The sequence below is a fragment of the Microbacterium sp. K2 genome (genome assembly GCF_051365005.1).
In the GTDB taxonomy this organism is placed as follows: Bacteria; Actinomycetota; Actinomycetes; order Actinomycetales; family Microbacteriaceae; genus Microbacterium; species Microbacterium foliorum_B.
The window spans coordinates 2,742,619-2,764,309 of sequence record NZ_JBLWII010000001.1; the positions used below are offsets into that span (position 1 = coordinate 2,742,619).

Below are 21,691 nucleotides of genomic sequence, written 5' to 3' on the forward strand. Positions count from 1 at the left end.
CTCAACGACCGACTATGAAAGGCCACTCATGACCCGCAACAGGCTCTCCACCTCGCTCGACGGCTACGAGGTCTGGTTCCTCACCGGCAGCCAGCACCTCTACGGCCCCGAGACGCTCGCGCAGGTCGCCGAGCAGTCGCAGCAGATCGCTCGCATCCTCGACGATGCCGGCGAGGTTCCGGTGAAGATCGTCTGGAAGCCCGTGCTCACGGATTCCGCCGCCATCAAGCGCACCGCGCTCGAGGCCAATGCGGACGACCGGGTCATCGGCCTGATCGCGTGGATGCACACCTTCAGCCCCGCGAAGATGTGGATCGCCGGTCTCGACGCGCTGCAGAAGCCGCTCGCGCACCTGCACACGCAGGCCAACGTCGAGCTGCCCTGGGCCGACATCGACTTCGACTTCATGAACCTGAACCAGGCGGCGCACGGCGACCGCGAGTTCGGGTACATCCAGACGCGTCTCGGCGTGCCGCGCAAGACCGTCGTCGGTCACGCGAGCGACCCGCGCGTGCGCCAGGAGATCGCGACCTGGCAGCGTGCGGCCGCCGGCCTCGCGGCATCCCGTTCGCTCAAGCTCGCCCGCTTCGGCGACAACATGCGCTTCGTCGCCGTCACCGAGGGCGACAAGACCGAGGCCGAGCTGCGCTTCGGCGTGCAGGTCAACACCTGGGGCGTGAACGACCTGGCGGATGCCGTCGCCGCGGCATCCGAGTCCGAGATCGACGCCCTCGTGGCCGAGTACGAAGAGCTCTACGAGGTCGTGCCCGAGCTGCGTCGCGGAGGCGATCGCCACCAGTCGCTGCGTGACGGTGCCGCGATCGAGATCGGTCTGCGGTCGTTCCTCGAAGAGGGCGGCTTCGGCGCCTTCACGACCTCGTTCGAAGACCTCGGTGCGCTCAAGCAGCTGCCCGGTCTCGCCGTGCAGCGCCTGATGGCCGAGGGCTACGGTTTCGGTGCCGAGGGTGACTGGAAGACGGCGATCCTCGTGCGCGTCGCCAACGTGATGGGTGCGGGACTGCCTGGTGGTGCGAGCCTCATGGAGGACTACACCTACGACATGACGCCGGGCGACGAGCTGATCCTCGGCGCGCACATGCTCGAGGTCTCGCCGTCACTCACCACCGCGAAGCCGACGCTCGAGATCCACCCGCTGGGCATCGGCGGCAAGGACGACCCGGTGCGACTGGTCTTCACCGCCGACCCCGGCCCCGCCATCGTCGTCGCGCTCAGCGACATGCGCGACCGGTTCCGCCTCACCGCGAACGTCGTCGAGAACGTGCCGCCGCGTCAGTCGCTGCCGAAGCTGCCCGTCGGTCGCGCCGTGTGGAAGCCGCAGCCCGACTTCAACACCTCGGCTGCCGCGTGGCTGACCGCCGGGGCTGCGCACCACACCGTCATGTCGACGGCCGTCGGCCTCGAGGCCTTCCGCGACTTCGCCGAGATGGCCGAGGTCGAGCTGCTCGTGATCGACGAGGCGACCACGCTGCCCGAGTTCCAGAAGCAGGTCCGGTGGAACCAGGCCTACTACCGACTCGCGCAGGGGCTGTGATGACTCAGGGTTCTGCTGCCGCCGTGGATCTCGCGACGGCCGCGCGGCCGCGCTCCGGTCGACAGCTGCGCATCGCGGGGCACGGCTATGAGGCTGTCATCGCGAGCGTCGGCGCCTCGCTGCGCGCGCTCACGTTCGACGGGCGCGACCTCGTCGTGCCGTTCGACGCCGACGAGGTCAGGCCCGGGTACCGCGGCACCACCCTCGCACCGTGGCCCAACCGCATCGTCGACGGGAAGTACACGTTCGGCGGCGTCGAACATCAGCTGGCTCTCACAGAACCGGCCCGCGGCCAGGCGCTGCACGGGCTTCTCGCGTGGGCCGAGTTCGAGGATCGCCTCGTGCTCGACGACCGCGTCGTGCTCGCGGCCGTGATCGAGCCGCAGACAGGCTACCCGTTCCGCGTCGAGGTCGAGACCGAGTACCGCATCGACGTCGACGGGCTGCGTCAGACGGTCACGGCGCGCAACCTCGGGGCGGATGCTGCGCCCTGGGGCACCGGACCGCATCCGTATCTCGTCGCAGGCACCGACGGCCGCGTGGACGACTGGACGCTGACTCTGCCGGCATCCGAGGTGCTCACGGTCACCCCCGACCGGTTGAGCCCCGTGGGTCTCGAGGCGGTGTCGGAGCATCCGGAGTGGGACTTCCGCGCTGCGCGCCCGATCGGCGACGTCTTCATCGATCACGCGTTCACGGGTCTTGCTCGTGACGGCGGTGTCGCCGAGGTGCGTATGGTGACGGATGCCGGAGTGGGCGTCGCGATGACGTTCGATGAGCGCTGCCCGTGGGTGCAGGTGCACACGGCCGACAACCCGGGGATCGATGCGATCCACCGCATCGGACTCGCGGTCGAGCCCATGACCTGCCCACCCGACGCCTTCAACTCGGGAACGGACCTCGTCGTGCTCGAACCCGGCGCGACGCACGCGGCATCCTGGAGGATCTCCGCCGTCTGAGGCGCGTCGCCTGAGGTGCGATACCGTGCCGTGCCGTGCCGTGCCGTGCCGTGCCGTGCCGTGGCCTGCCGTGCCGTGCCGTGGCCTGGGCGCGGGGCGGTGCGGGGTCGATTTCGCACCCTACGTCCGGTGCGGGGTCAGTTTTGCATCGGAAGTCCGGAGCGGGGTCAGTTTTGCACCGGGATCAGACGTTTCCGGTGCGTAATTGACCCCGCGTGGGTCCGGTGCGCAACTGGCCCCGCGTGGGTGCGGCCGGCGTGAGCCGCGGATGCCGCAGCATGCGGGGTCACAAGCGCATCCGGATCGCACGTTTCCGGTGCGCAACTGACCCCGCAGCTAACGCTGGGTGCGCAACTGACCCCGCACCGAGACCCCGGTGCGAAACTTCCCCGCACAGACCCCGTACGGCGCGGCGCCAGAGCCGCGCCGGCGATGCGTCAGGCGAGAGCCGCGATCAGCGCCCGGGCGGCGGATGCCGACGACTGCGGGTTCTGTCCGGTGATGAGCTGTCCGTCGACGATGGTGTGATCGCTCCAGGGGTCGGTCACATCGACGTCGGCTCCGAGGTCGCGCAGCGACGTCTCGAGCAGGAACGGGGCGCGGTCGGCGAGCCCGCCGATGCGCTCCTCCTCGTCGGAGAAGCCGGTGATGCGGCGTCCGGCGACAAGGGGCTCACCAGTGGAATCGAGCGCCGGAAGCAGAGCGGCGAGACCGTGGCATACGGCAGCCAGCGGGTGGCCGGCGGCGACGGTCGCCGAGATGAGCGCCGCCGAGTCGGCATCCACTGCGAGGTCCTGCATGGGGCCGTGACCGCCGGGGTAGTAGACAGCCGCGTAGTCGGCGGCGTCGACGTCGGCGAGCACGAGAGGAGTGGAGAGCCCCGGGATCTGCGCGAGCGCAGCGGCATCACCGTCTCCCAGGCTTCCTGCATCGGCGACCGGCTCGACGCCGCCCGGAGTCGCGAACACGACGTCGTGGCCCGCTGCGGTGAGCAGGCGGTATGGGGCGAGCAGCTCTTCGGCCCAGTAGCCGGTGGGGTGCTCGGTGCCGTCGGTGAGGGTCCAGGTGCGGGCGCCGGTGACGACGAAGAGGACGGATGACATGATTGCTCCAGAGGGATCGGACGACGGATGCCGTGCGGATGCGATGTTCGGGACAACCGTGAGCGTAGGGCAGCGATTCCGATAGATTGCCGATATGAGCAATCGGAATTCCGATGGGTTGCGGGACCTCGGACTGTGGCGCACCTTCCTCGCCGCGCACCGGTCCGGCTCGGTGTCGGCGGCCGCGCGCACACTGGGACTCGCGCAGTCATCGGTGACGTCGCAGCTGCAGGCGCTGGAGACGAGCGTCGGCGAGCCGCTGTTCGTGCGTCATGCGCGCGGCATCCGTCCGACCCCGCGGGCCGACGAGGTCGCCGCTCGGCTCTCCGGTCCTCTCGACGCGCTGGCGGATGCTCTCGGCACCCGCCCCGCCGCCGAATCGCCGATCGTGCGCGTGGGGGGCGCCGCGGAGTTCCTGGCCCGCGTCGCAGCTCCCGCCCTCGCCCCCGCGGTCGCCGACGGGCTGCGGCTCGCGGTGACCACCGGCCTGGCCGACGACCTGCTCGAGCAGCTCAGGGTCGGCAGCCTCGACCTGGTGGTCTCGGCGGTGCGTCCGAGAGGGCGCACGCGGCCGAGCACGCCGCTCTTCGACGAGGAGTTCGCGCTCGTCGCCTCTCCGTCGCTGGGCATCGAACCATCACCGAGCCTTGCACCGTATTCACTCGCAGAGGTGCCCCTGCTGTCCTACGACCGCGACGTGCCGATCGTGCGGCGCTACTGGCGGCACGTCTTCGGCATCCGTCTCGATCGGGAGCCCGCTCTCGTCTTCCCTGATCTGCGTGCGCTCGCCGCCGCTGCCGTGGCCGGAGCGGGTGTCACGGCACTGCCGACCTACCTGATCGCCGACGAGCTCGCCGACGGGAGACTCGTCGACCTGCGGCCGACCGAGGACCCGCCGATCAACACTCTGCACCTCGTTCGCCGACCTGGGCCGCTGGCCGAGGGGGTCGCTGTCGTCGAGCAGGCGCTGCGCGCCGCCGTCGCCGGTCTCTGATCTGCCCGCGCTCAGCTCGCGCGGCGGGGTGCGTGGTCAAAAGTGCATCCGAAACGGCGGTTTCCGGTGCGTTTTTGGCCCCGAAGCGCGCCGACCACCCGACCCCCGCACCCTGCCGCGAGCCGAGCCGAGCCGAGCCGAGCCAAGCCGGCCGACGCCTCAGCGGTTGAGCCAGTTCCGCAGCGAACGCGTGACCCAGGGCAGCACCCAGTAGGTCATGATCGGGGTCAGCACCACCGTCGTGGCGAGCACGCGCAGCCAGATCGGCAGCTCGTTCCAGCCGGGGATCGGACTCATCGCATAGGTGAAGGCGAGGTTGAGGGGGAAGAACCCGAGCCAGATCGACACGGCCTGCTTCCAGCGCGGGGGAGTGCTGACCATCGCCACGGTGGTCGTCGAGCCGTCGGCCCGAGGGAGGGTGATGGTGTCGGTGGTCGGCTCGTCGAACCAGCCCTCGATGCCGCTGCGGCGGCGCACGCGCTCGCTGCGCACGAACTGCTCGCCGGTCGACTTCCACCACTCGCGCTCGCCGGACTGCTCCCAGGCGACGAGCGACTTCTCGTCGGAGAACCGGTAGAGCATGTGCCAGACGTGCGAATCCTCGCCGTCGCGCACCCACCCGGATCCGAGGAACCCCGGGTACCGGTGGGCGAGATTCACGCCGGTCTGCACCCAGGCAGTGGCCTCGGCCACGTGCTCGGGGTCGAGCTCTCGGCGGATGGAGACGGTGATGGGTTCGCTGGACATGGTGGGTCCTCAGAAAGTGCGGTCGCCCGGGTCACGGGCGCCTCGACGGTGGGGGATGCGCCAGGGTGCGGGCGCACCATCGATTGTATTTCGGATGCCGGTGGCCACCGCCCGTTTTCGCGGCGCGCGAAGCCGGCATCCCGAGGCTCTGGCCGGATGCCTGAGGCCGGGTGCTTCGGGAGGCCGAATGCGCCTGCGACGGCCGGATGCCGGAAGTTCGGCCTTCGCAGATGTGCAAGGCCGAGACCGGTGCAGGGCAGCGAAGCGGCATCCGCCCCCAACCCCACGACAGGGTGAGAATAGGACGCATGAGCACGCGCAGCGAAGCCGTCCTGGTCGATATCGTCCGCACCCCCGTCGGGCGGGGTAAACCGGGGGGTGCCCTGTCGGGCGTGCATCCCGTCGATCTGGCTGCTGGTGCGCTCGCCGCGATCCTCGAACGCAACGGTCTCGACTCGCGGCAGATAGATGACGTGATCCTCGGCTGTGTGAGCCAGGTGGGCGATCAGTCGTCGAACATCGCCCGTCAGGCCGTGCTCGCGGCTGGCTTCGACGAGACCATCCCCGCCACGACGATCGACCGTCAGTGCGGGTCGAGCCAGCAGGCGGTGCACTTCGCGGCGCAGGGGATCATGGCCGGGGCATATGACGCGGTCATCGTGGGCGGTGTCGAGTCGATGAGCCGGGTGCCGCTCGGATCGTCGGCAGCCGGCGGAAGCCCGATGTCGCCGCGACTGCGTGAGCGCTACCCCGAAGGCCTCGTGAACCAGGGCGTCTCGGCCGAGCTCATCGCCGCGCGCTGGGGCCTCGATCGTGCCGTGCTCGACGAGTACGCCGCCGAGTCGCATCGCCGTGCGGCGGATGCCTGGGCCGAGGGGTTCTTCGACCGCACCGTCATCCCGGTCGCAGAGGCACCGGATGCCGTTGCCGACGAGACCGTCCGCACCGGCACGACGGCCGAGGGGCTCGCGGGGCTGAATCCGGCGTTCCGCACCGACGCGCTCGCCGCTCGCTTCCCCGAGGTCGATTGGCGGATCACGCCCGGCAACTCCTCACCGCTCACCGACGGAGCCTCTGCCGCTCTGCTGATGAGCGCCGAGCGGGCCGATGCGCTCGGCCTCACGCCGCGGGCGAGATTCCATGCGTTCTCGGTGGTCGGCGACGACCCGCTCATGATGCTCACCGGGCCGATCCCCGCCACGCGGCGAATCCTCGAGCGCACCGGACTCACGATCGACGACCTCGACGCCTACGAGGTCAACGAGGCCTTCGCATCGGTGCCGCTGGCGTGGGCCGCCGAGGTCGGAGCGGATGCCGCGAAGCTCAACCCCCGCGGAGGGGCGATCGCCCTGGGGCACGCTCTCGGATCGTCGGGCACCCGCCTGCTCGGAACCCTCATCGACCAGCTCGACGCGGTCGGAGGGCGATTCGGCCTGCAGACCACGTGCGAGGGCGGCGGCATGGCGAACGCGACGATCATAGAACGCCTGTAGCCGCGGCATCCGCACCCTCCTCCGGCAGCCGTCGCCGAACCCGCACCGGCATCCGGCCCGGCATCCGGCATCCGGCGTACGCCTGGCGAGTCGATGTGCGCCAGCAGAGTCCGAATCCGGAGAATCCAGACTTGCGGAGCGCACACGGACTCACCAAGCGCGCGCACCCGAAGCAGACAGGACAGAGAAGACCCCCGCCGACCCGATTCGGCGGGGGTCTCTTCGGGAGCAGACGCTCACCGTAGGCGCGGATGACGTGACTACCCGATCCGGTCTGAGTCTGTGTCCGCGCATGTGCAGTTCTAGTCGGCGAAGGTGTCCGTGTGGTGAACGCGGCGAGAAATCCGCGTTCTCCAGACTTCAGGGCTCTGGAAGCGCTTGCGACTTTCGGCCAGCGCTGTCGCAGCCGCCCATGACTTTTCGCTAAAGCATCCCTGCAAGCGCTTGCAGTCTGTAACGACGCCCTGCTAGCTTCACTCGCAAGCCTTCGGACACGTCGTCGTGTCCGCCCGCCATCCAGGGAGCATCTCTTGTTCAAGCCGGCTCGGTCGAAGACGACCGCTTCACGTCCGCTCGCCCTCCTCGCCGCCACCGCGCTCGTCGTCTCGGGGTTCGGCACGGCCGGCATCCTCGGCACGCCGCCCGCTTCCGCCGCCGATCGCACCGTGGCCCTCGTGGGCTCGCTGCAGTCCGAGCTCGGCTGCGCTGCCGACTGGGCCCCCGACTGCGCCGAGACCGAGCTCGAGCCCACGGGCGCCGAGGGCATCTACTCGGCCGAGTTCGAGGTACCGGCGGGCAGCTACGAGTACAAGGTCGCGCTGAACGACGGTTGGGACGAGGCGTATGGCCTCGACGGCGGCGCCGACGACATCCCCCTCACGGTCGCGGGCCCCACGACCCTGCGCTTCACGTACGACGACACCCTCAAGCGGGTCGGCCTGGAGGCGACCGACCTGCGTGACGGCTACACGGCAGACGACGACGCGCTGATCGCGAGCCCGGTGCGCCAGGCCGGGGCCGGTGAGCAGTTCTACTTCGTGATGACCGACCGCTTCGCGAACGGCGACACCTCCAACGACACCGGCGGCCTCGAGGGCGACAGGCTCACCACCGGGTTCGACCCCACAGACAAGGGCTTCTACCAGGGCGGCGACATCGCCGGCATCCGCGACAACCTCGACTACATCGAGGGCCTCGGCACGTCGGCCATCTGGTTGACTCCGAGCTTCGCCAACAAGCCGGTGCAGGGCGAGGGGGCGAACGCCTCGGCCGGGTACCACGGCTACTGGATCACCGACTTCACGCGCATCGACCCGCACCTCGGCACGAACGAAGAGCTGCAGGCGCTGATCGCCGAGGCCCACGACCGCGGCATCAAGGTGTACTTCGACATCATCACGAACCACACGGCCGACGTGATCGACTACACCGAGGGTCAGTACTCCTACATCGACCAGGCGACGAGCCCCTACACGGATGCCGCGGGCGCGGCGTTCGATCCGGCCGACCACGCGGGCACCGACGGCTTCCCCGAGCTCGACCCGGCCACGAGCTTCCCCTACACGCCGGTGGTCGCCGATAGCGAGGCCGACGTCAAGGTCCCCGCCTGGCTGAACGACCCCACGCTGTACCACAACCGCGGCAACTCGACCTGGTCGGGCGAGTCGGTCACGTACGGCGACTTCGATGGGCTCGACGATCTGATGACCGAGCACCCGACGGTCGTCAACGGCTTCGTCGAGGTGTACAACCAGTGGATCGATCTCGGCATCGACGGCTTCCGCATCGACACGGTCAAGCACGTGAACTTCGAGTTCTGGGAGAAGTGGACCGCAGACGTCCTCGACTACGCCCACGAGCAGGGCAACGACGACTTCTTCATGTTCGGCGAGGTCTACGACGCCGATCCGGTCAAGCTCGCGCCGTACGTGCGAGACACCGACATGAACTCGATCCTCGACTTCACCTTCCAGTCCTCCGCCGTCAGCTACGCGTCGGGCAACTCGGCCAAGGGGCTGCAGTCGCTGTTCGCGGGCGACGACCGCTACACGACGCCCGATTCGTCGTCGACAGCCCTGCCCACGTTCCTCGGCAACCACGACATGGGTCGAGTCGGTTCCTTCCTGCAGTCGACGGATGCTCCGCTGCAGCGCGACGAGCTCGCGCACGAGCTCATGTTCCTCACTCGCGGCCAGCCCGTCGTCTACTACGGCGACGAGCAGGGCTTCACGGGCGCCGGCGGCGACAAGAACGCCAGGCAGTCGCTGTTCGCCACTCAGGTCGCCGAGTACGCCGACCAGAACCTGATCACCGGCGAGCAGGCCGGCTCCGTCGACCGCTACGCGACGGATGCTGCGCTCTACGAGCACATCGCCGCGCTCTCCGAACTCCGTGAGGCGAACCCGGCGCTCGGCGAGGGCGCGCAGATCGAACGCTACGCGGCGGCCGGCGCCGGCGTCTACGCCTTCTCTCGGGTCGATGCCGACGACAAGGTCGAGTACCTGGTCGCGGTGAACAACGCCGCGACCGCGCAGACGGTCGACCTCGCGACGCTCACCGCCGATGCGTCGTATGAGGTGCTCTACGGCGACGCTGCACCCCTCACGACGGATGCCGGTGCGGCTGCCTCGATCACGGTGCCCGCTCTGTCGGCCGTGGTGTGGAAGGCCGACTCGACCGTCACGGCGCCGACCGAGGCGGCATCCGTCGAGGTAGCCGTGCCGACCGCCGGAGCCGGTGTCACCGGGCAGTCCGCCGTGCAGGCCGACATCGCCGATCAGTGGGCGCAGACCAGCTTCGCCTGGCGCGTCGTCGGCTCTGACGAGTGGCAGGCCCTCGGCACTGCGGAGGACACGGATCCCCGGGTCTTCCACGACACACGCGATCTCGCGAACGGCACGCTGATCGAGTATCGGGCAGTGACGACGGATGCCGCCGGCAATCACGCCGCCGCCTCGACCTACGCGTCGGTCGGCAATGCCGTGACGCTCGAGGTCGGCGAGGAGCCCGAGTCGCCCATCGACATGCTGACGGTTCCGGGCAGCCTCAACTCCGAGATGGGTTGCGCGGGCGACTGGGACCCGGCATGCGAGAAGGCCAAGCTGACCCTGCGTGCCGACGGAGTGTGGGCGGGAACGTTCGACCTGCCTGCCGGCGACTACGAGTACAAGGCCGCGGTGAACGGCAGCTGGGCGATCAACTACGGAGCGAACGGTGTGCCCGACGGTGCGAACGTCACGCTCACCCACGCGGGCGGACAGATCACCTTCTACTTCGACCCGCGCACGAACATCGTGCAGTCCACGGCAGACGGCCCCATCGTGACGCTGCCCGGATCCCTGCAGGACGAGCTCGGGTGCGCAGCCGACTGGTCGCCCGACTGCCTCGGCACGCTGATGGCCGACGGCGACCGTGACGGCGTGTACGAGTTCTCGACCGCGGATCTGCCGACCGGCGCCTATGAGCTCAAAGTCGCGCACGGCCTGAGCTGGGCCGAGAACTATGGTGCCGACGGAGTGCCGGGCGGCGCGAACATCTCGTTCAGCGCCACCGAGGGCACGGTGACGTCGTTCCGCTACACGCTGGCGACGCACGTCCTCGAGGTCGGCAGCGACACCCCGCAGCTTCCCGGCGCCGGCGAACAGCGCGCGCACTGGGTCGATGCCGAGACGATCGCGTGGCCGGCGACCCTCGGGTCGGTCGACAGGGCTGCCTACCAGCTGCACTCCTCGGCTGACGCATCGCTCGTCGTGGCCGACGGCGAGGTCGCCGGAGCAGAGCCGATCGCGCTCGAGGTGATCGAGGGCGGCATGAGCGACGAGCAGCTCGCCCGATTCCCGGCGCTCGACGGCTACCTCGCGCTGCGCGTGACCGATGCGGATGCTCCCGCGCTGCTGCGCACGCAGCTCGCGGTCGCCCAGCGCGACGAGGCGGGCACGCTCACGGCGTTCACCGGAGTGCAGATCGCGGGAGTGCTCGACGACCTCTACGCCGCTGCCCTCGCCGACGTCGAGCTCGGTGTGACGTTCTCGGGCAAGAACCCGACATTCCGGCTGTGGGCGCCGACCGCGCAGAGCGCGACGCTGCTCACCTGGAACGAGGGTGCAGAGGGCGACCCCGTGCACCACGAGGCCACGTGGGATTCCGCATCCGGTGTCTGGTCGGTCAAGGGCAAGAAGGATCTCAAGGGTGACGAGTACCTCTGGGAGGTCGTCGTCTACGCTCCGACCACCGGCGCGATCGAGACCAACCCGGTCACCGACCCCTACTCGACCGCCCTCACGCTGAACTCGCAGCGTTCGGTCGCCATCGATCTCGACGACAAGGCCTGGCAGCCGAAGCAGTGGCAGAAGGCCGAGGCGCCGGTCGTCGAGCGCGCGGTCGACCGCGCCATCTACGAGCTGCACATCCGCGACTTCTCGATCAGCGACGAGACGGTTCCGGCCGAGGAGCGCGGCACCTACCTCGCATTCGCGCGTGACAGTGCGGGCACCGACCAGCTGAGGCAGCTCGCGGATGCCGGCATCAACACCGTGCATCTGCTGCCCTCCTTCGACATCGCGTCGATCGAGGAAGACAGAGCGGCACAGGCCGTGCCCGACTGCGACCTCGCGTCGTTCGGTCCCGCCGACTCGGCGCAGCAGGCGTGCATCCAGGCCGTCGCCGATGCCGATGCGTTCAACTGGGGCTACGACCCGTACCACTTCTCGACCCCCGAGGGCTCGTACGCGGTCGACGCCGAGGGCGGCGCCCGGGTGAGCGAGTTCCGGTCGATGGTCGGTGCGCTGCACGACATGGACCTGCAGGTCGTGCTCGACCAGGTGTTCAACCACACCGCTGCATCCGGTCAGGCCGAGAAGTCGGTGCTCGACCAGGTGGTTCCCGGCTACTACCACCGGCTCAACGCAGCAGGTGGCGTCGAGACCTCGACGTGCTGCCAGAACGTCGCGACCGAGCACCTCGCCGCCGAGAAGCTCATGGTCGACTCGGTCGTGACCTGGGCGCGTGACTACAAGGTCGACGGCTTCCGGTTCGACCTCATGGGGCACCATTCGACGACGAACATGCAGGCGATCCGTGACGCGCTCGACGCGCTGACCCTCAAGAAGGACGGCGTCGACGGATCCGCGATCCACCTGTACGGCGAGGGCTGGAACTTCGGCGAGGTCGCCGACAACGCCCTGTTCGAGCAGGCCACGCAGGGCCAGCTCGGCGGCACCGGCATCGGGACGTTCAACGATCGGCTGCGCGATGCCGTGCACGGCGGCAGCCCGGTCGACTCGTCGTCGACGTTCCGCCAGGGTTTCGGCACCGGTCTCGGCACCGATCCGAACGGCGACCCGATCAACGGCACCGTCGAGCAGGCGCTCGCCGACCTCGGACACGAGACCGATCTGGTCAAGCTCGGGCTCGCAGGCAACCTGCGCGACTTCTCGTTCACCACGAGCGACGGCGCGGTGACGGCGGGCGACGGCATCGACTACCGCGGCTCGGCGGCCGGCTATGCCGACCAGCCCGACGAGGTGATCAACTACGTCGACGCGCACGACAACGAGACGCTCTACGATCTCTCGGTGCTCAAGCTGCCCGCGGACACTCCGATGGCCGACCGCGTACGCATGAACACACTGTCGCTGGCGACCGTGACGCTCTCGCAGTCGCCCTCGTTCTGGCACGCCGGCACCGAGCTGCTGCGCTCGAAGTCTCTCGACCGCAACAGCTACAACGCCGGGGACTGGTTCAACCGCATCGACTGGACGGGGCAGGAGTCGACGTTCGGCTCCGGGCTTCCGGCCGCGGCCGACAATGACGAGAAGTGGCCGATCATGGCGCCGCTGCTCGCCGACCCCGCGCTCAAGCCGGCTCCCGCCGACATGGCGGCAGCCGAGGCATCCGCCCTCGATCTGCTGCGGGTGCGCGAAGAGGTCGACCTGCTGCGTCTCGGCTCCGCCGAGCTGATCCAGCAGAAGGTCACCTTCCCGAACGGCGGAGAGGCCGCAGCGCCGGGCGTGATCCTCATGCAGATCGACGACCTGGCGGGTCCCGATGCCGACGCCGAGCTCGACGGAGCACTCGTCGCGTTCAACTCGTCACCCACGCCGGTCACGCAGACGGTTGCGGGCCTGGCCGGGCGCTCGCTCGCGCTGCCGCCGGCCCAGGCGAACGGAGCGGATGCCGTGGTCAAGACCACCACCTGGGATGCCGCGACCGGCACCGTGACGATCCCCGCCCGTTCGGTCGCCGTGCTCGTCGACGACCAGGTGCAGCCGATCGACACCCGGGTGCGAGCTACGTCGGACGTCCTCGTGAAGGCGGGCAAGAGCGCGACCGTGAAGGTGACGGTCACCGCCGACGACGACACGGCCCCGGTGGGCACCGTGACGGTGCACGACCGCGGCAAGGTCGTCGCGACGGTCGAGCTGACGCCGGCGGACAAGGGCAGGGTCACGGTCTCGGTGCCGAAGCTCGGTCGTGGTATTCACCTGCTCACGGTGCGGTTCGACGGCACGGAGCCGTGGCAGGACTCCCGCGGCCCGCGCAGTCTGCCCGTGATCGTCTACTAGAACGAAGAGACCGGATGCCGGGGCGCATGTCCCCGGCATCCGGTCTTCGTTGCGGGCTCGCTACCAGGCGTAGGCCTCGGGGGCTGTGCCGCCGGGGCCCGGCCAGATGCGGTCGAGCTCGGCGAGAGTGTCGGCGTCCAGCGTCACCTCGAGCGCCTCGACGGCCGAGTCGAGCTGGTCGATCGTCCGCGGGCCGATCACCGGAGCCGTCACCGCCGGCTGGTGCAGCAGCCAGGTGATCGCGACGACACCGGGGCGGATGCCGAGCTCGGCACAGAACGCCTCGTAGCGCTCGATCGCAGGACGACGGTCGCCGAGCGCGTCGAGGCTCGACCGCGAGCGATCGGTCTTCTGCAGCACGCCGCCGAGCTGTCCGCTGGCGAGCGGCGACCAGGGCAGCAGCCCCATGCCGTACTGCTCCGCGGCGGGCACGACCTCGAGCTCGACGGTGCGCTCGGTGAGGTTGTACAGCGACTGCTCTGTGACCGGGGCCGGATAGCCCGCGGCCGCGGCGATCTCGTGCACGCGCGCAAGGTGCCAGCCGGCGAAGTTCGAGCTGCCGAGGTAGATGATCTTGCCCTGCTCGCGCAGCGTCGCGAAGGCGCTGAGCGTCTCGTCGAGAGGGACATCGCGGTCGATGTGATGCATCTGATACAGGTCGATGTGGTCGGTGCCGAGGCGACGGAGCGAGGCATCGACCGATGCGCGGATGTGCACCGCCGACAGCCCGCGGTCGTTCGATCGAGGGCCCATCACGCCGAACACCTTGGTCGCGACGATCAGGTCGTCGCGGTTGCCGCGGTCGTTCATCCAGCGTCCGACGATCTCCTCCGACTGTCCGGGGTGGTCGCCCCACCGACCGCCGCCGTAGACGTCGGCCGTGTCGATGAAGTCGATACCGGCGTCGGTCGCGCGGTCGAGGATGGCGCGCGAGGCGTCCTCGTCGATCACCGGACCGAAGTTCATGGTGCCGAGAGCCAGGCGGCTCACGCGCGCCCCCGCTCGTCCGAGACGTGTGTACTGCATCAGCTGTTCTCCTTCTGTGAGTGCTGCGATGACGGCGAGTCGCTCGTGTCGATGAACGCCCACCCGTACGCGCCGAGCTCGCGGTGCGCGTCGGTCGACGCCGTGAGCAGATCGGTTCCCGGCACGTCGACGGCGATCGGCTCGGCGCTGTGGTTGATGACGGTGAGGATGCTGCCGCGGCGCGCGATCTCGACGTGCTCGGGCAGTCCCTCGATCTCGGCCGTCACCCCGGCTTCGGCGGCGAGCCAGCGCAGCACCGCGCGCATGCCGTCGTCGTCGGGGATCGTCGCGAGGTAGTACCCGCGTCCTGCGCCGAGGGCCTTGCGCGTGAAGGCCGCACGCCCCGCGGTGCGCCCCTCGGTGAAGCGGCCGAGCACCTCGGCATCCTGCACGAGAAGCTCCTCGGCGAAGTACTGTCCGACGATGCGGCCCGCGGGTCCGTCGAGCGGTGCCTCCGACTGGCCGGGTCCATCGGGCACGGCGTGGCTCGCGACCTCTCCGGCCGAATCGGCCGAGCGCACGGACTCGGGCGGCACCAGCGCCCCGAAGTCCTCGAGAGCTACTCCGAGAACACCCCGCAGCGAGACGATGAAACCGCCCTCGCGGAACGCGTCGTCTTGATCGACGACGTCGCTGAACGCCGAGACGAACAGGTTTCCGCCCCGTTCGACATAGGCCGAGAGGTTCGCCGCACCTTCGTCGCCGAGCAGGTACTGCTGCGGTGCGACGACGAGCGAGTAGGCGCTGAGATCGCTGGTGGTGTTCACGATGTCGACGGCGAGGTTCTGCCGGTGCAGCGCCGCGTACCAGCGGTGCGCGAGCGTCAGGTAGTCGAGCACGATCGGGTGGTCGCGGCCGTCGATGGCCCACCAGTTCTCCCAGTCGAAGACGAGCGCGATCTTCGCGCCCGACGAGACGTCCGGCATCTCGGGCAGCTGGGCGAGCTGCTCGCCGAGTTCTGTGACCTCTCGCCAGGTGCGGGTGTCGAGCCCTGCCTGCGGCACCATCGCCGAGTGGAACTTCTCGCTGCCCCGACGCGACTGCCGCCACTGGAAGAACATGATGCCGTCGGCGCCGCGGCCGACCGCCTGGGCGCTGATCGCCGCCATCTGGCCAGGGGCCTTCGGAGCGTTGGTCGGTCGCCAGTTCAGGGCGTTCGTCGACTGCTCGGTGAGGATCCACGGCACACCGGGCTTCAGGCCGCGCATCAGCTCGCGGGCGAACGCCGCCCCGCGGAACGACTCGGGGTCGTTGGGGTCGGGGTAGTTGTCGTCGCTGATCACGTCGACCTCGGCCGCCCACTTCCAGTAGTCGGCCGGCGGGAACGCGCCCATGAAGTTCGTCGTGATCGGCTGGGTCGCGCCCGAGGCGCGGATGATGTCGCGCTCCATGACGTACAGCTCGAGCAGGGTGTCAGAGGTGAAGCGTTTGAAGTCGAGCACACTCGTCGGATTGATGCTGTACGGCGCCTTGCGCGGCGGCAGGATCTGCTCGAACGCGGTGTAGCGCTGCGACCAGAAGTCCGTGCCCCAGGCGTGGTTCAGCGCGTCGATCGTGGAGTACTTGCGCTGCAGCCACAGCCGAAAGGCGTCACGTGCCGAGTCGGAGTAGTCGTAGTGCAGATGGCATCCGTACTCGTTGTTCACGTGCCAGAGCACGACGGCCGGATGCTGCGCGTAGCGCTCGGCGAGGGCGGTGACCAGCTCGGCGGCGAGGCGTCGGTAGACCGGAGACGAGGGGGCGAACGCCTGTCGACTGCCCGGCCAGAAGGTCGTGCCGTCGGCATCCTGCGGCAGCATCTCGGGGTAGGCGGTCGTGGCCCACGGCGGAGGGGATGCGGTGGCGGTGGCGAGGTCGACCCGGATGCCGCCCTCGTGCAGCAGCCCGATGATCTCGTCGAGCCACTCCCAGTCGAACTCACCCTCGGCGGGTTGGATGCGCGACCACGAGAAGATGCCGAGGCTCACCATCGTCACGCCCGCTTCGCCCATGAGCCGCACGTCTTCGGGCCATACCTCTCGTGGCCACTGCTCGGGGTTGTAGTCGGCGCCGTAGTGCATGGGTCTCCTGGGTCGGTGGTCGCGATGACCGGATAGCGGGGAAGGTCAGAGGGTGCGGGTCGATGCCCGTACGACGAGCTCGGGCACGAAGCGCGCTTCGATCGGATCGTCGGATCCCGCGAGATGGTGCATGAGCAGCTCGATCGCACGAGCCCCCATCTCGCGTGCCGGCTGGCGCACCGATGTCAGCGGCACCACCGCTGCGCCGGCGAACTCGATGTCGTCGTAGCCGACGAGAGAGATGTCCTCGGGCACGCGCAGCCCGCGTCCGACGAGACCCTGCAGCAGTCCGAGCGCGAGATGGTCGTTGCCGGCGAAGACGCCGTCCGGGCGGTCGGCCTCCGGCAGGTCGGCGATCTGCTCGCCGATCTCGCGGCCGAGTCCGGTGTTGAGGGTGGTCGTCTCGATGAGCGTGGTGCGCACGCCCGCGGCATCCGCCACCTCGTGCAGCCCCGCGAGACGCTCGCCCATCTGCTCGCGCGACGTCGGACCGCCCACGAACGCGAGGTGCCGGCATCCGCCGTCGAGCAGTGCCTGCGCCGCGATGCGTCCGCCGAGCCGGTTGTCGACGGAGACCGACGAGAAAGTGCCGTTCGGATGCCGCTGATCGACGAGCACGACCGGCACGCCCCGGCGGCGGAAGCGCTCGAGATACTCCTCGTGGTACTCGACCGGGGCGATGAGCACCCCGTCGACCCGCTGCCGCTCGAACAGGTCGAGGTAGCGCGACTCGCGCTCGGCCGAGTCGAAGCCGTTGCCGACGATCACCGAGTACCCGGCTGTCAGCGCCTGCTCTTCCGCACCGAACGCGAGGTCGGCGAAGAACGGGTTGGTGATGTTGATCACCGAGAACCCGATGGCGTCGCTGCGGCCGGCCTTGAGCTGGCGGGCGGCGATGTTGGGCACGTAACCGAGCTCGTCGACCGCTGCGGCGACGCGGGCCGCCGAGGCCTCGGACACGAGCTCGGGTCGATTGAGCGCGTTCGAGACGGTGCCGATCGAGACCCCCGCACGTTCGGCGACGTCTCGCAGGCCGATGTCAGGCATGCTGCTCCTTCTGCGTCTCGGGCAGCATCCTCAGGTCATCGAGCAGCCGGACGCGATTGTCGAGCTTGGTCGGCGCCGGGCCGTGCACCACGACGACGCGCCAGTCCTCTCCGAGCAGGATCGCAGATCCATCGCCGGGGCTCTGCCATTCGCCGGCCTCGGCGACGAGCACGATGCCGGCGTCGGCTGCTCGCAGCATCCGTCCGTCGACTTCGGCGCCCGGCAGGTCGACCTGCAGCCCACGGGCATCGCGGATGATCCGCCCCACCTCGCGACCGTGGCTGTGCAGCGCGGCGCCGCCCTCCGGCAGACGCTCGACGAGCAGGTATCCGGATGTCAGCAGCTCGCCGTCGTCGAAGCGATCGGTGAAACCCGTGTCCGCGACAGCCACGCCGTGCGGCGCGAGAGCGATGAGCTCGTAGTCGAGAGCGGCGGCCTCGAGATCGGCACCGGCGCCCGTGGCCTGCGGCGACGAGGGCACAGGACGCGCCGTGTGCTCTTCACCGAGCAGTTCGTCGACCAGTGCATGCACGAGCTCGCGGGTCCCCGCCGATCGGTACGCTTCGACGCCGTGGCCCAGCGCCGAGTACGCGACCCCGCCATGCCCGGCGGCGCCGCGCCGCGACCAGGCGAGTCCGTGGGTGATCCCGTCGTCGGTGTGGACCGCACGGAGGTCCGAGCCCGAGCCGACCTCGAGATGTGAATATCGCTCGTCGTAGACGCGGAACGGGGCCAGCGGCGCGGTCGGCTGCACCAGGCTCCACCCGATCTGCGGATGCATGGTCACTCCGGGCACCCACCGCCCGCCCAGCAGCTCGGCCCACCGAGGGTCGTCGCGGAAGGCGAGAGAAGACGAGTGCACGGCGAGCAGCGGGATGCCGGACGCCACGGCCTCGAGCAGCGGATCGAGCACCGCGCTCGCCGCAACCGCATCGGTCGCGAGGTCGCCGCTGATGTTGACCACGATCAGTGCGGCGTCCGTCAGCGCGGCGCCGCCCGCGACCTCGTCGGTGTCGAGCCGGTGCACCGGCATCCGCTCTTCCAGCACGCTCGTGAGTGCGGTGCTCGTCGCGGCGAGGCCGTGCCACGGATCGGTGTGCGCGCCGACCCCGGTGATGAGGAGGGCCGGGCGGTCAGTCATCGATCCAGGTCTCCTTCGACGGGCGCAGGGCCTCGAGCTCTTCCCAGAGGGCATCGGGAACGACGGTCTCGGCCATGCCGACAGTCTGGTCGAGCTGCGCCGGGGTGACCAGTCCGCACACCGTCGAGTGGATGCGCGGATCACGCAGCGAGCTCTGCAGGGCGGCCGTGATCAGGGGGATCCCATGGCGTTCGCAGGCCGCCCCCATCGCATCGATCGCCGTGAGCATCTCGGGCGCGGCGGGTGCGTAGTGGTAGCGGTCGGAGGTCCTGGGCCAGCTCGCCAGGATCCCCCCACCGTAGATCGCCGCGTTGACCACGCCGATCCGGGCCGCGGCCGCGGCATCGAGCAGGGCATCGGCCGTGCGGTCGACGAGCGTCGCCCGATTGTGCGTGATCAGCACGTCGAACACACCGGTCTCGACGAATTGCGTCAGCATGCGCGCCGGCCCTCCCGAGATGCCGATGAAGTCGGCGTAGCCCTCATCGCGCAGAGCCTGCAGCACGTCGATGGGGCCCCCCGGCGCCATCGCGGCCTCGAACCCGATGTGCTCGGGGTCGTGCAGGTGCAGGATCGGCACCCGGTCGATGCCGAGCCGGTCGAGGCTCTCGTCGAGCGAGCGCCGCATGCGGTCGGGGTCGAACGAGTCGGTCTCGGGATCGCGGTCGAGCTTCGTCTGGATCACGAACCCGTCGGGCACGCCGCCGGCTCGACGCACGGCGAGGCCGATGCGGCGCTCGCTCTCGCCGTCGCCGTAGTTGTTCGAGGTGTCGATGAAGGTCACGGGGCTGTCGAACGCGGCGAGAGTGAGCTGCACCGCATCCTCCTCCGGCACGGTCAGACCGTGCACGGGAGACGAGACGCCCCAGGCCGCGGTGCCGATGCAGATCGGCGAGACCGACAGGCCGGTGCGGCCCAGGACCCGGTGCTCGAGAGTCGTCTGCTGGTGAGCGCTCACTCGAACGCGTCCCCACCGCGGAAGCGGTCGACGAGCACCGCGGCGAGCAGGATCACCGCGACGATGAGGTCGAGGTAGTCCGGATCGATGAAGCTCACGTTCAAGATGTTCGTGATGCCCGCGACGACGAGCAGGCCGAGCAGCGCGCCGATCGGGTTGCCGACACCGCCGCGGGTGATCGAGTAGCCGCCGATCATCAGGGCTGCGTAGATCTGGAACTCGAGTCCCGTGCCGAGGATGTTCGATGCCGAGCCGAGCTGCCCCACATAGAAGATGCCGCCGATCGCCGCGCCGACCGCGCTGACGATAAGCGCGACCGTGCGCACCCGGACGACCGAGATGCCGGCGCGCTGTGCGGCCCGGGGGTCGCCGCCGACGGCCTGCACCTTGCGGCCGATGCGCGTCTTCGAGACCACGCCCGCCGCGACGAGGGTGAGGCCCACGCCGATGAGCAGCAGAGTCGGGATGCCCAAGGTCGTGCCCTGCGTCACGTCGTAGAGAGGCTCGATGAGAGTCGTGGGCGGTGCCTGCACGACGATCGCCTGGCACACCCCGCGCAGCAGCGTCAGCATGCCCAGCGTGACGGCGAGCGGTTCGGCTCCGAGACCCACGATCACGAACGCGTTGATCGAGCCGACGACGACTCCGAGAAGGATGGTCACGCCCGCGGCCGTCCACGGGTCGATGCCCGAGGCGACGAGCTGGTTGAAGGCCACGGCGCCGAAGCCGACCATCGATCCGATCGACAGGTCGACGACGCCGGCGAGCAGGGCGAACGATGCCAGCACGCCCACGATGAGCGGGATCGCGACGGCCACGCCGACGATGCGCACGTTCGAGGCCGAGAAGAACGCCGGGCCGACCGAGACGGCTCCGATGACGACGACGGCGGCGAGCATCAGCGCGATGCTGCCGACCGGGCCCTTGAGGTACGAGAGCACCCGGGGGAGCAGGGCCTGGGGCGTCTGCACGTCGGATGCCGGGGCGAATGCCGTGGTCATCGTGCACCTCTCTTAATGCGGAAGCCGTCGATGCCGACGGCGATGATGAGGAGTGCGCCCTGGAAGATCAGCGCGAATGCCGGCGGGAGTCCGAAGAAGGCGATCGACACGGGGATGGTCGAGAGGAAGCCGACGCTGAGCAGCAGCACGAGGAAGTTGCCCTTGCCGCCCGAGAGGCTGATGCCGGCGAGGATCACCGCGGCGATCACGATGAGCTGGTAGCTGGCTCCGGCGTTGGGGGTGAAGCTCGGGGTGACCGAGGCGAACAGCACGCCGGCGACTCCGGCGACCGCGCCTGCTCCCGAGAACGTCGCCAGGCGCACGCGGCGCAGCGAGACACCGCGGGCACGAGCGGCCTGGGCGTTGCCGCCGACGGCGGTGAGGCGTCGGCCCCAGCGCGTCCACGTGATGGCAAGACCTGCGAGAACCAGGATGACGAGCATGGGCCAGAAGATGTTCGGGAGGCCCAGGAACTGGCCGAGTCCGAAGGCGCGGAGAGCCGACCCCGAGGGGATCTGCGCCGACTTGAATCCGATCATCATGATCGCGAGGCCGCCGAAGCCGGTGGCGAGCGTGACGATGATCGGGTTGAGCTTGCCGTAGACGACGATCAGGCCGTTCAGCAGGCCCCAGGCGCCGCCGGCGACGATGCCGCAGAGCACCGCCAGCAGGTCGGGCACGCCGGCACCCAAGAGGGTGACGGTGGCCCAGGCGCTGACGACCAGGGCCACGGGGAGGCTGAGGTCGAGCAGGCCGCCGCCGATGACGACGATGCCCTGCGCGACCGAGAGGACGCCCGAGATCGCCATCGTGAAGGTGATGGCGAGCAGCGACTGCGTCGACAGGAAGTCCGGGCGGACGATGGTGGTCGCCGCGGCGAGCAGGAACCAGACCGCGGCGATGGTGAGCGCATCGCGCAGTGCGGTGCGGCTCCCCGCGTCCGGGCGCGCTGTGCGCGCACCCGAACGCGGGGCGGCCGGATCGGCCGTGAGGGTGGGAGTCGTCATGAGAGTCTCGTTCTTCTCGAGACCGATCCGGGAGGAACGG

General features: G+C 69.6%; 14 protein-coding genes. 5 read left to right on the forward strand and 9 right to left on the reverse strand.

Features of this window, described 5'->3' with window-relative positions:
- Window positions 1–28 precede the first annotated feature (28 nt).
- Window positions 29–1,552: an L-arabinose isomerase gene (araA, locus tag ACLKOY_RS13360; RefSeq protein WP_436454042.1), complete on the forward strand. Its 1,524-nt coding sequence runs from the start codon at window positions 29–31 to the stop codon at window positions 1,550–1,552.
- Window positions 1,552–2,511: an aldose 1-epimerase family protein gene (locus ACLKOY_RS13365; RefSeq protein WP_436454043.1), complete on the forward strand. Its 960-nt coding sequence runs from the start codon at window positions 1,552–1,554 to the stop codon at window positions 2,509–2,511. Before araA ends, ACLKOY_RS13365 begins: the two co-directional genes overlap by 1 nt.
- A gap of 437 nt (window positions 2,512–2,948) precedes the next feature.
- Here ACLKOY_RS13365 and ACLKOY_RS13370 read toward each other — a convergent pair whose 3' ends face one another.
- On the reverse strand, window positions 2,949–3,614 hold the full coding sequence (locus ACLKOY_RS13370; protein WP_436454044.1) for a type 1 glutamine amidotransferase domain-containing protein: 666 nt from the start codon (window positions 3,612–3,614) through the stop codon (window positions 2,949–2,951).
- A 94-nt stretch (window positions 3,615–3,708) separates the two neighbouring features.
- On the opposite strand from ACLKOY_RS13370, the gene ACLKOY_RS13375 reads away from it, so the two are divergent.
- Window positions 3,709–4,608, forward strand: a complete 900-nt coding sequence (locus tag ACLKOY_RS13375) for a LysR family transcriptional regulator (protein WP_436454045.1) — start codon at window positions 3,709–3,711, stop codon at window positions 4,606–4,608.
- Between the two features lie 159 nt (window positions 4,609–4,767).
- On the opposite strand, the gene ACLKOY_RS13380 is transcribed toward ACLKOY_RS13375, so the two are convergent.
- On the reverse strand, window positions 4,768–5,355 hold the full coding sequence (locus tag ACLKOY_RS13380) for an antibiotic biosynthesis monooxygenase (RefSeq protein WP_140038214.1): 588 nt from the start codon (window positions 5,353–5,355) through the stop codon (window positions 4,768–4,770).
- 308 nt (window positions 5,356–5,663) lie between these two features.
- Here ACLKOY_RS13380 and ACLKOY_RS13385 point away from each other — a divergent pair, with 308 nt between their 5' ends.
- Both ACLKOY_RS13385 and pulA read left to right on the forward strand, forming a co-directional pair.
- Window positions 5,664–6,848, forward strand: a complete 1,185-nt coding sequence (locus tag ACLKOY_RS13385) for a thiolase family protein (RefSeq protein ID WP_436454046.1) — start codon at window positions 5,664–5,666, stop codon at window positions 6,846–6,848.
- 530 nt (window positions 6,849–7,378) lie between these two features.
- A complete protein-coding gene (gene pulA / locus ACLKOY_RS13390; protein ID WP_436454047.1) occupies window positions 7,379–13,411 on the forward strand; it encodes a pullulanase-type alpha-1,6-glucosidase in 6,033 nt (2,010 codons plus the stop codon).
- A 60-nt stretch (window positions 13,412–13,471) separates the two neighbouring features.
- Here the strand turns inward: pulA and ACLKOY_RS13395 are convergent, their stop codons facing one another.
- From ACLKOY_RS13395 to ACLKOY_RS13425, 7 genes are read right to left on the reverse strand one after another with little or no spacing between them, the layout of a single operon-like run.
- Window positions 13,472–14,437 (reverse strand): aldo/keto reductase, encoded by a 966-nt coding sequence (locus ACLKOY_RS13395; protein WP_436454048.1) that lies wholly within the window; start codon window positions 14,435–14,437, stop codon window positions 13,472–13,474.
- The gene (locus tag ACLKOY_RS13400) at window positions 14,437–16,497 is read right to left on the reverse strand and encodes a beta-galactosidase (protein WP_436454049.1); all 2,061 of its coding nucleotides are present in this window, start codon (window positions 16,495–16,497) and stop codon (window positions 14,437–14,439) included. Before ACLKOY_RS13400 ends, ACLKOY_RS13395 begins: the two co-directional genes overlap by 1 nt.
- A 45-nt stretch (window positions 16,498–16,542) precedes the next feature.
- Window positions 16,543–17,544 (reverse strand): LacI family DNA-binding transcriptional regulator, encoded by a 1,002-nt coding sequence (locus ACLKOY_RS13405; protein WP_436454050.1) that lies wholly within the window; start codon window positions 17,542–17,544, stop codon window positions 16,543–16,545.
- Window positions 17,537–18,685 (reverse strand): ThuA domain-containing protein, encoded by a 1,149-nt coding sequence (locus ACLKOY_RS13410; RefSeq protein WP_436454051.1) that lies wholly within the window; start codon window positions 18,683–18,685, stop codon window positions 17,537–17,539. Before ACLKOY_RS13410 ends, ACLKOY_RS13405 begins: the two co-directional genes overlap by 8 nt.
- Complete coding sequence (locus ACLKOY_RS13415; protein WP_436454052.1) at window positions 18,678–19,643, reverse strand: aldo/keto reductase; 966 nt, start codon at window positions 19,641–19,643, stop codon at window positions 18,678–18,680. The genes ACLKOY_RS13410 and ACLKOY_RS13415 overlap by 8 nt, the downstream gene beginning before the upstream one ends.
- The gene (locus ACLKOY_RS13420) at window positions 19,640–20,644 is read right to left on the reverse strand and encodes an ABC transporter permease (protein ID WP_436454053.1); all 1,005 of its coding nucleotides are present in this window, start codon (window positions 20,642–20,644) and stop codon (window positions 19,640–19,642) included. The genes ACLKOY_RS13415 and ACLKOY_RS13420 overlap by 4 nt, the downstream gene beginning before the upstream one ends.
- The gene (locus ACLKOY_RS13425; protein WP_215168905.1) at window positions 20,641–21,651 is read right to left on the reverse strand and encodes an ABC transporter permease; all 1,011 of its coding nucleotides are present in this window, start codon (window positions 21,649–21,651) and stop codon (window positions 20,641–20,643) included. Before ACLKOY_RS13425 ends, ACLKOY_RS13420 begins: the two co-directional genes overlap by 4 nt.
- Window positions 21,652–21,691 lie beyond the last annotated feature (40 nt).

Coding starts and splice junctions, on each gene's coding strand:
- araA (WP_436454042.1), top strand. CDS start 29: ATGACCCGCAACAGGCTCTCCACCTCGCTCGACGGCTACGAGGTCTGG.
- ACLKOY_RS13365 (WP_436454043.1), top strand. CDS start 1,552: ATGACTCAGGGTTCTGCTGCCGCCGTGGATCTCGCGACGGCCGCGCGG.
- ACLKOY_RS13370 (WP_436454044.1), bottom strand. CDS start 3,614: ATGTCATCCGTCCTCTTCGTCGTCACCGGCGCCCGCACCTGGACCCTC.
- ACLKOY_RS13375 (WP_436454045.1), top strand. CDS start 3,709: ATGAGCAATCGGAATTCCGATGGGTTGCGGGACCTCGGACTGTGGCGC.
- ACLKOY_RS13380 (WP_140038214.1), bottom strand. CDS start 5,355: ATGTCCAGCGAACCCATCACCGTCTCCATCCGCCGAGAGCTCGACCCC.
- ACLKOY_RS13385 (WP_436454046.1), top strand. CDS start 5,664: ATGAGCACGCGCAGCGAAGCCGTCCTGGTCGATATCGTCCGCACCCCC.
- ACLKOY_RS13395 (WP_436454048.1), bottom strand. CDS start 14,437: ATGCAGTACACACGTCTCGGACGAGCGGGGGCGCGCGTGAGCCGCCTG.
- ACLKOY_RS13400 (WP_436454049.1), bottom strand. CDS start 16,497: ATGCACTACGGCGCCGACTACAACCCCGAGCAGTGGCCACGAGAGGTA.
- ACLKOY_RS13405 (WP_436454050.1), bottom strand. CDS start 17,544: ATGCCTGACATCGGCCTGCGAGACGTCGCCGAACGTGCGGGGGTCTCG.
- ACLKOY_RS13410 (WP_436454051.1), bottom strand. CDS start 18,685: ATGACTGACCGCCCGGCCCTCCTCATCACCGGGGTCGGCGCGCACACC.
- ACLKOY_RS13420 (WP_436454053.1), bottom strand. CDS start 20,644: ATGACCACGGCATTCGCCCCGGCATCCGACGTGCAGACGCCCCAGGCC.
- ACLKOY_RS13425 (WP_215168905.1), bottom strand. CDS start 21,651: ATGACGACTCCCACCCTCACGGCCGATCCGGCCGCCCCGCGTTCGGGT.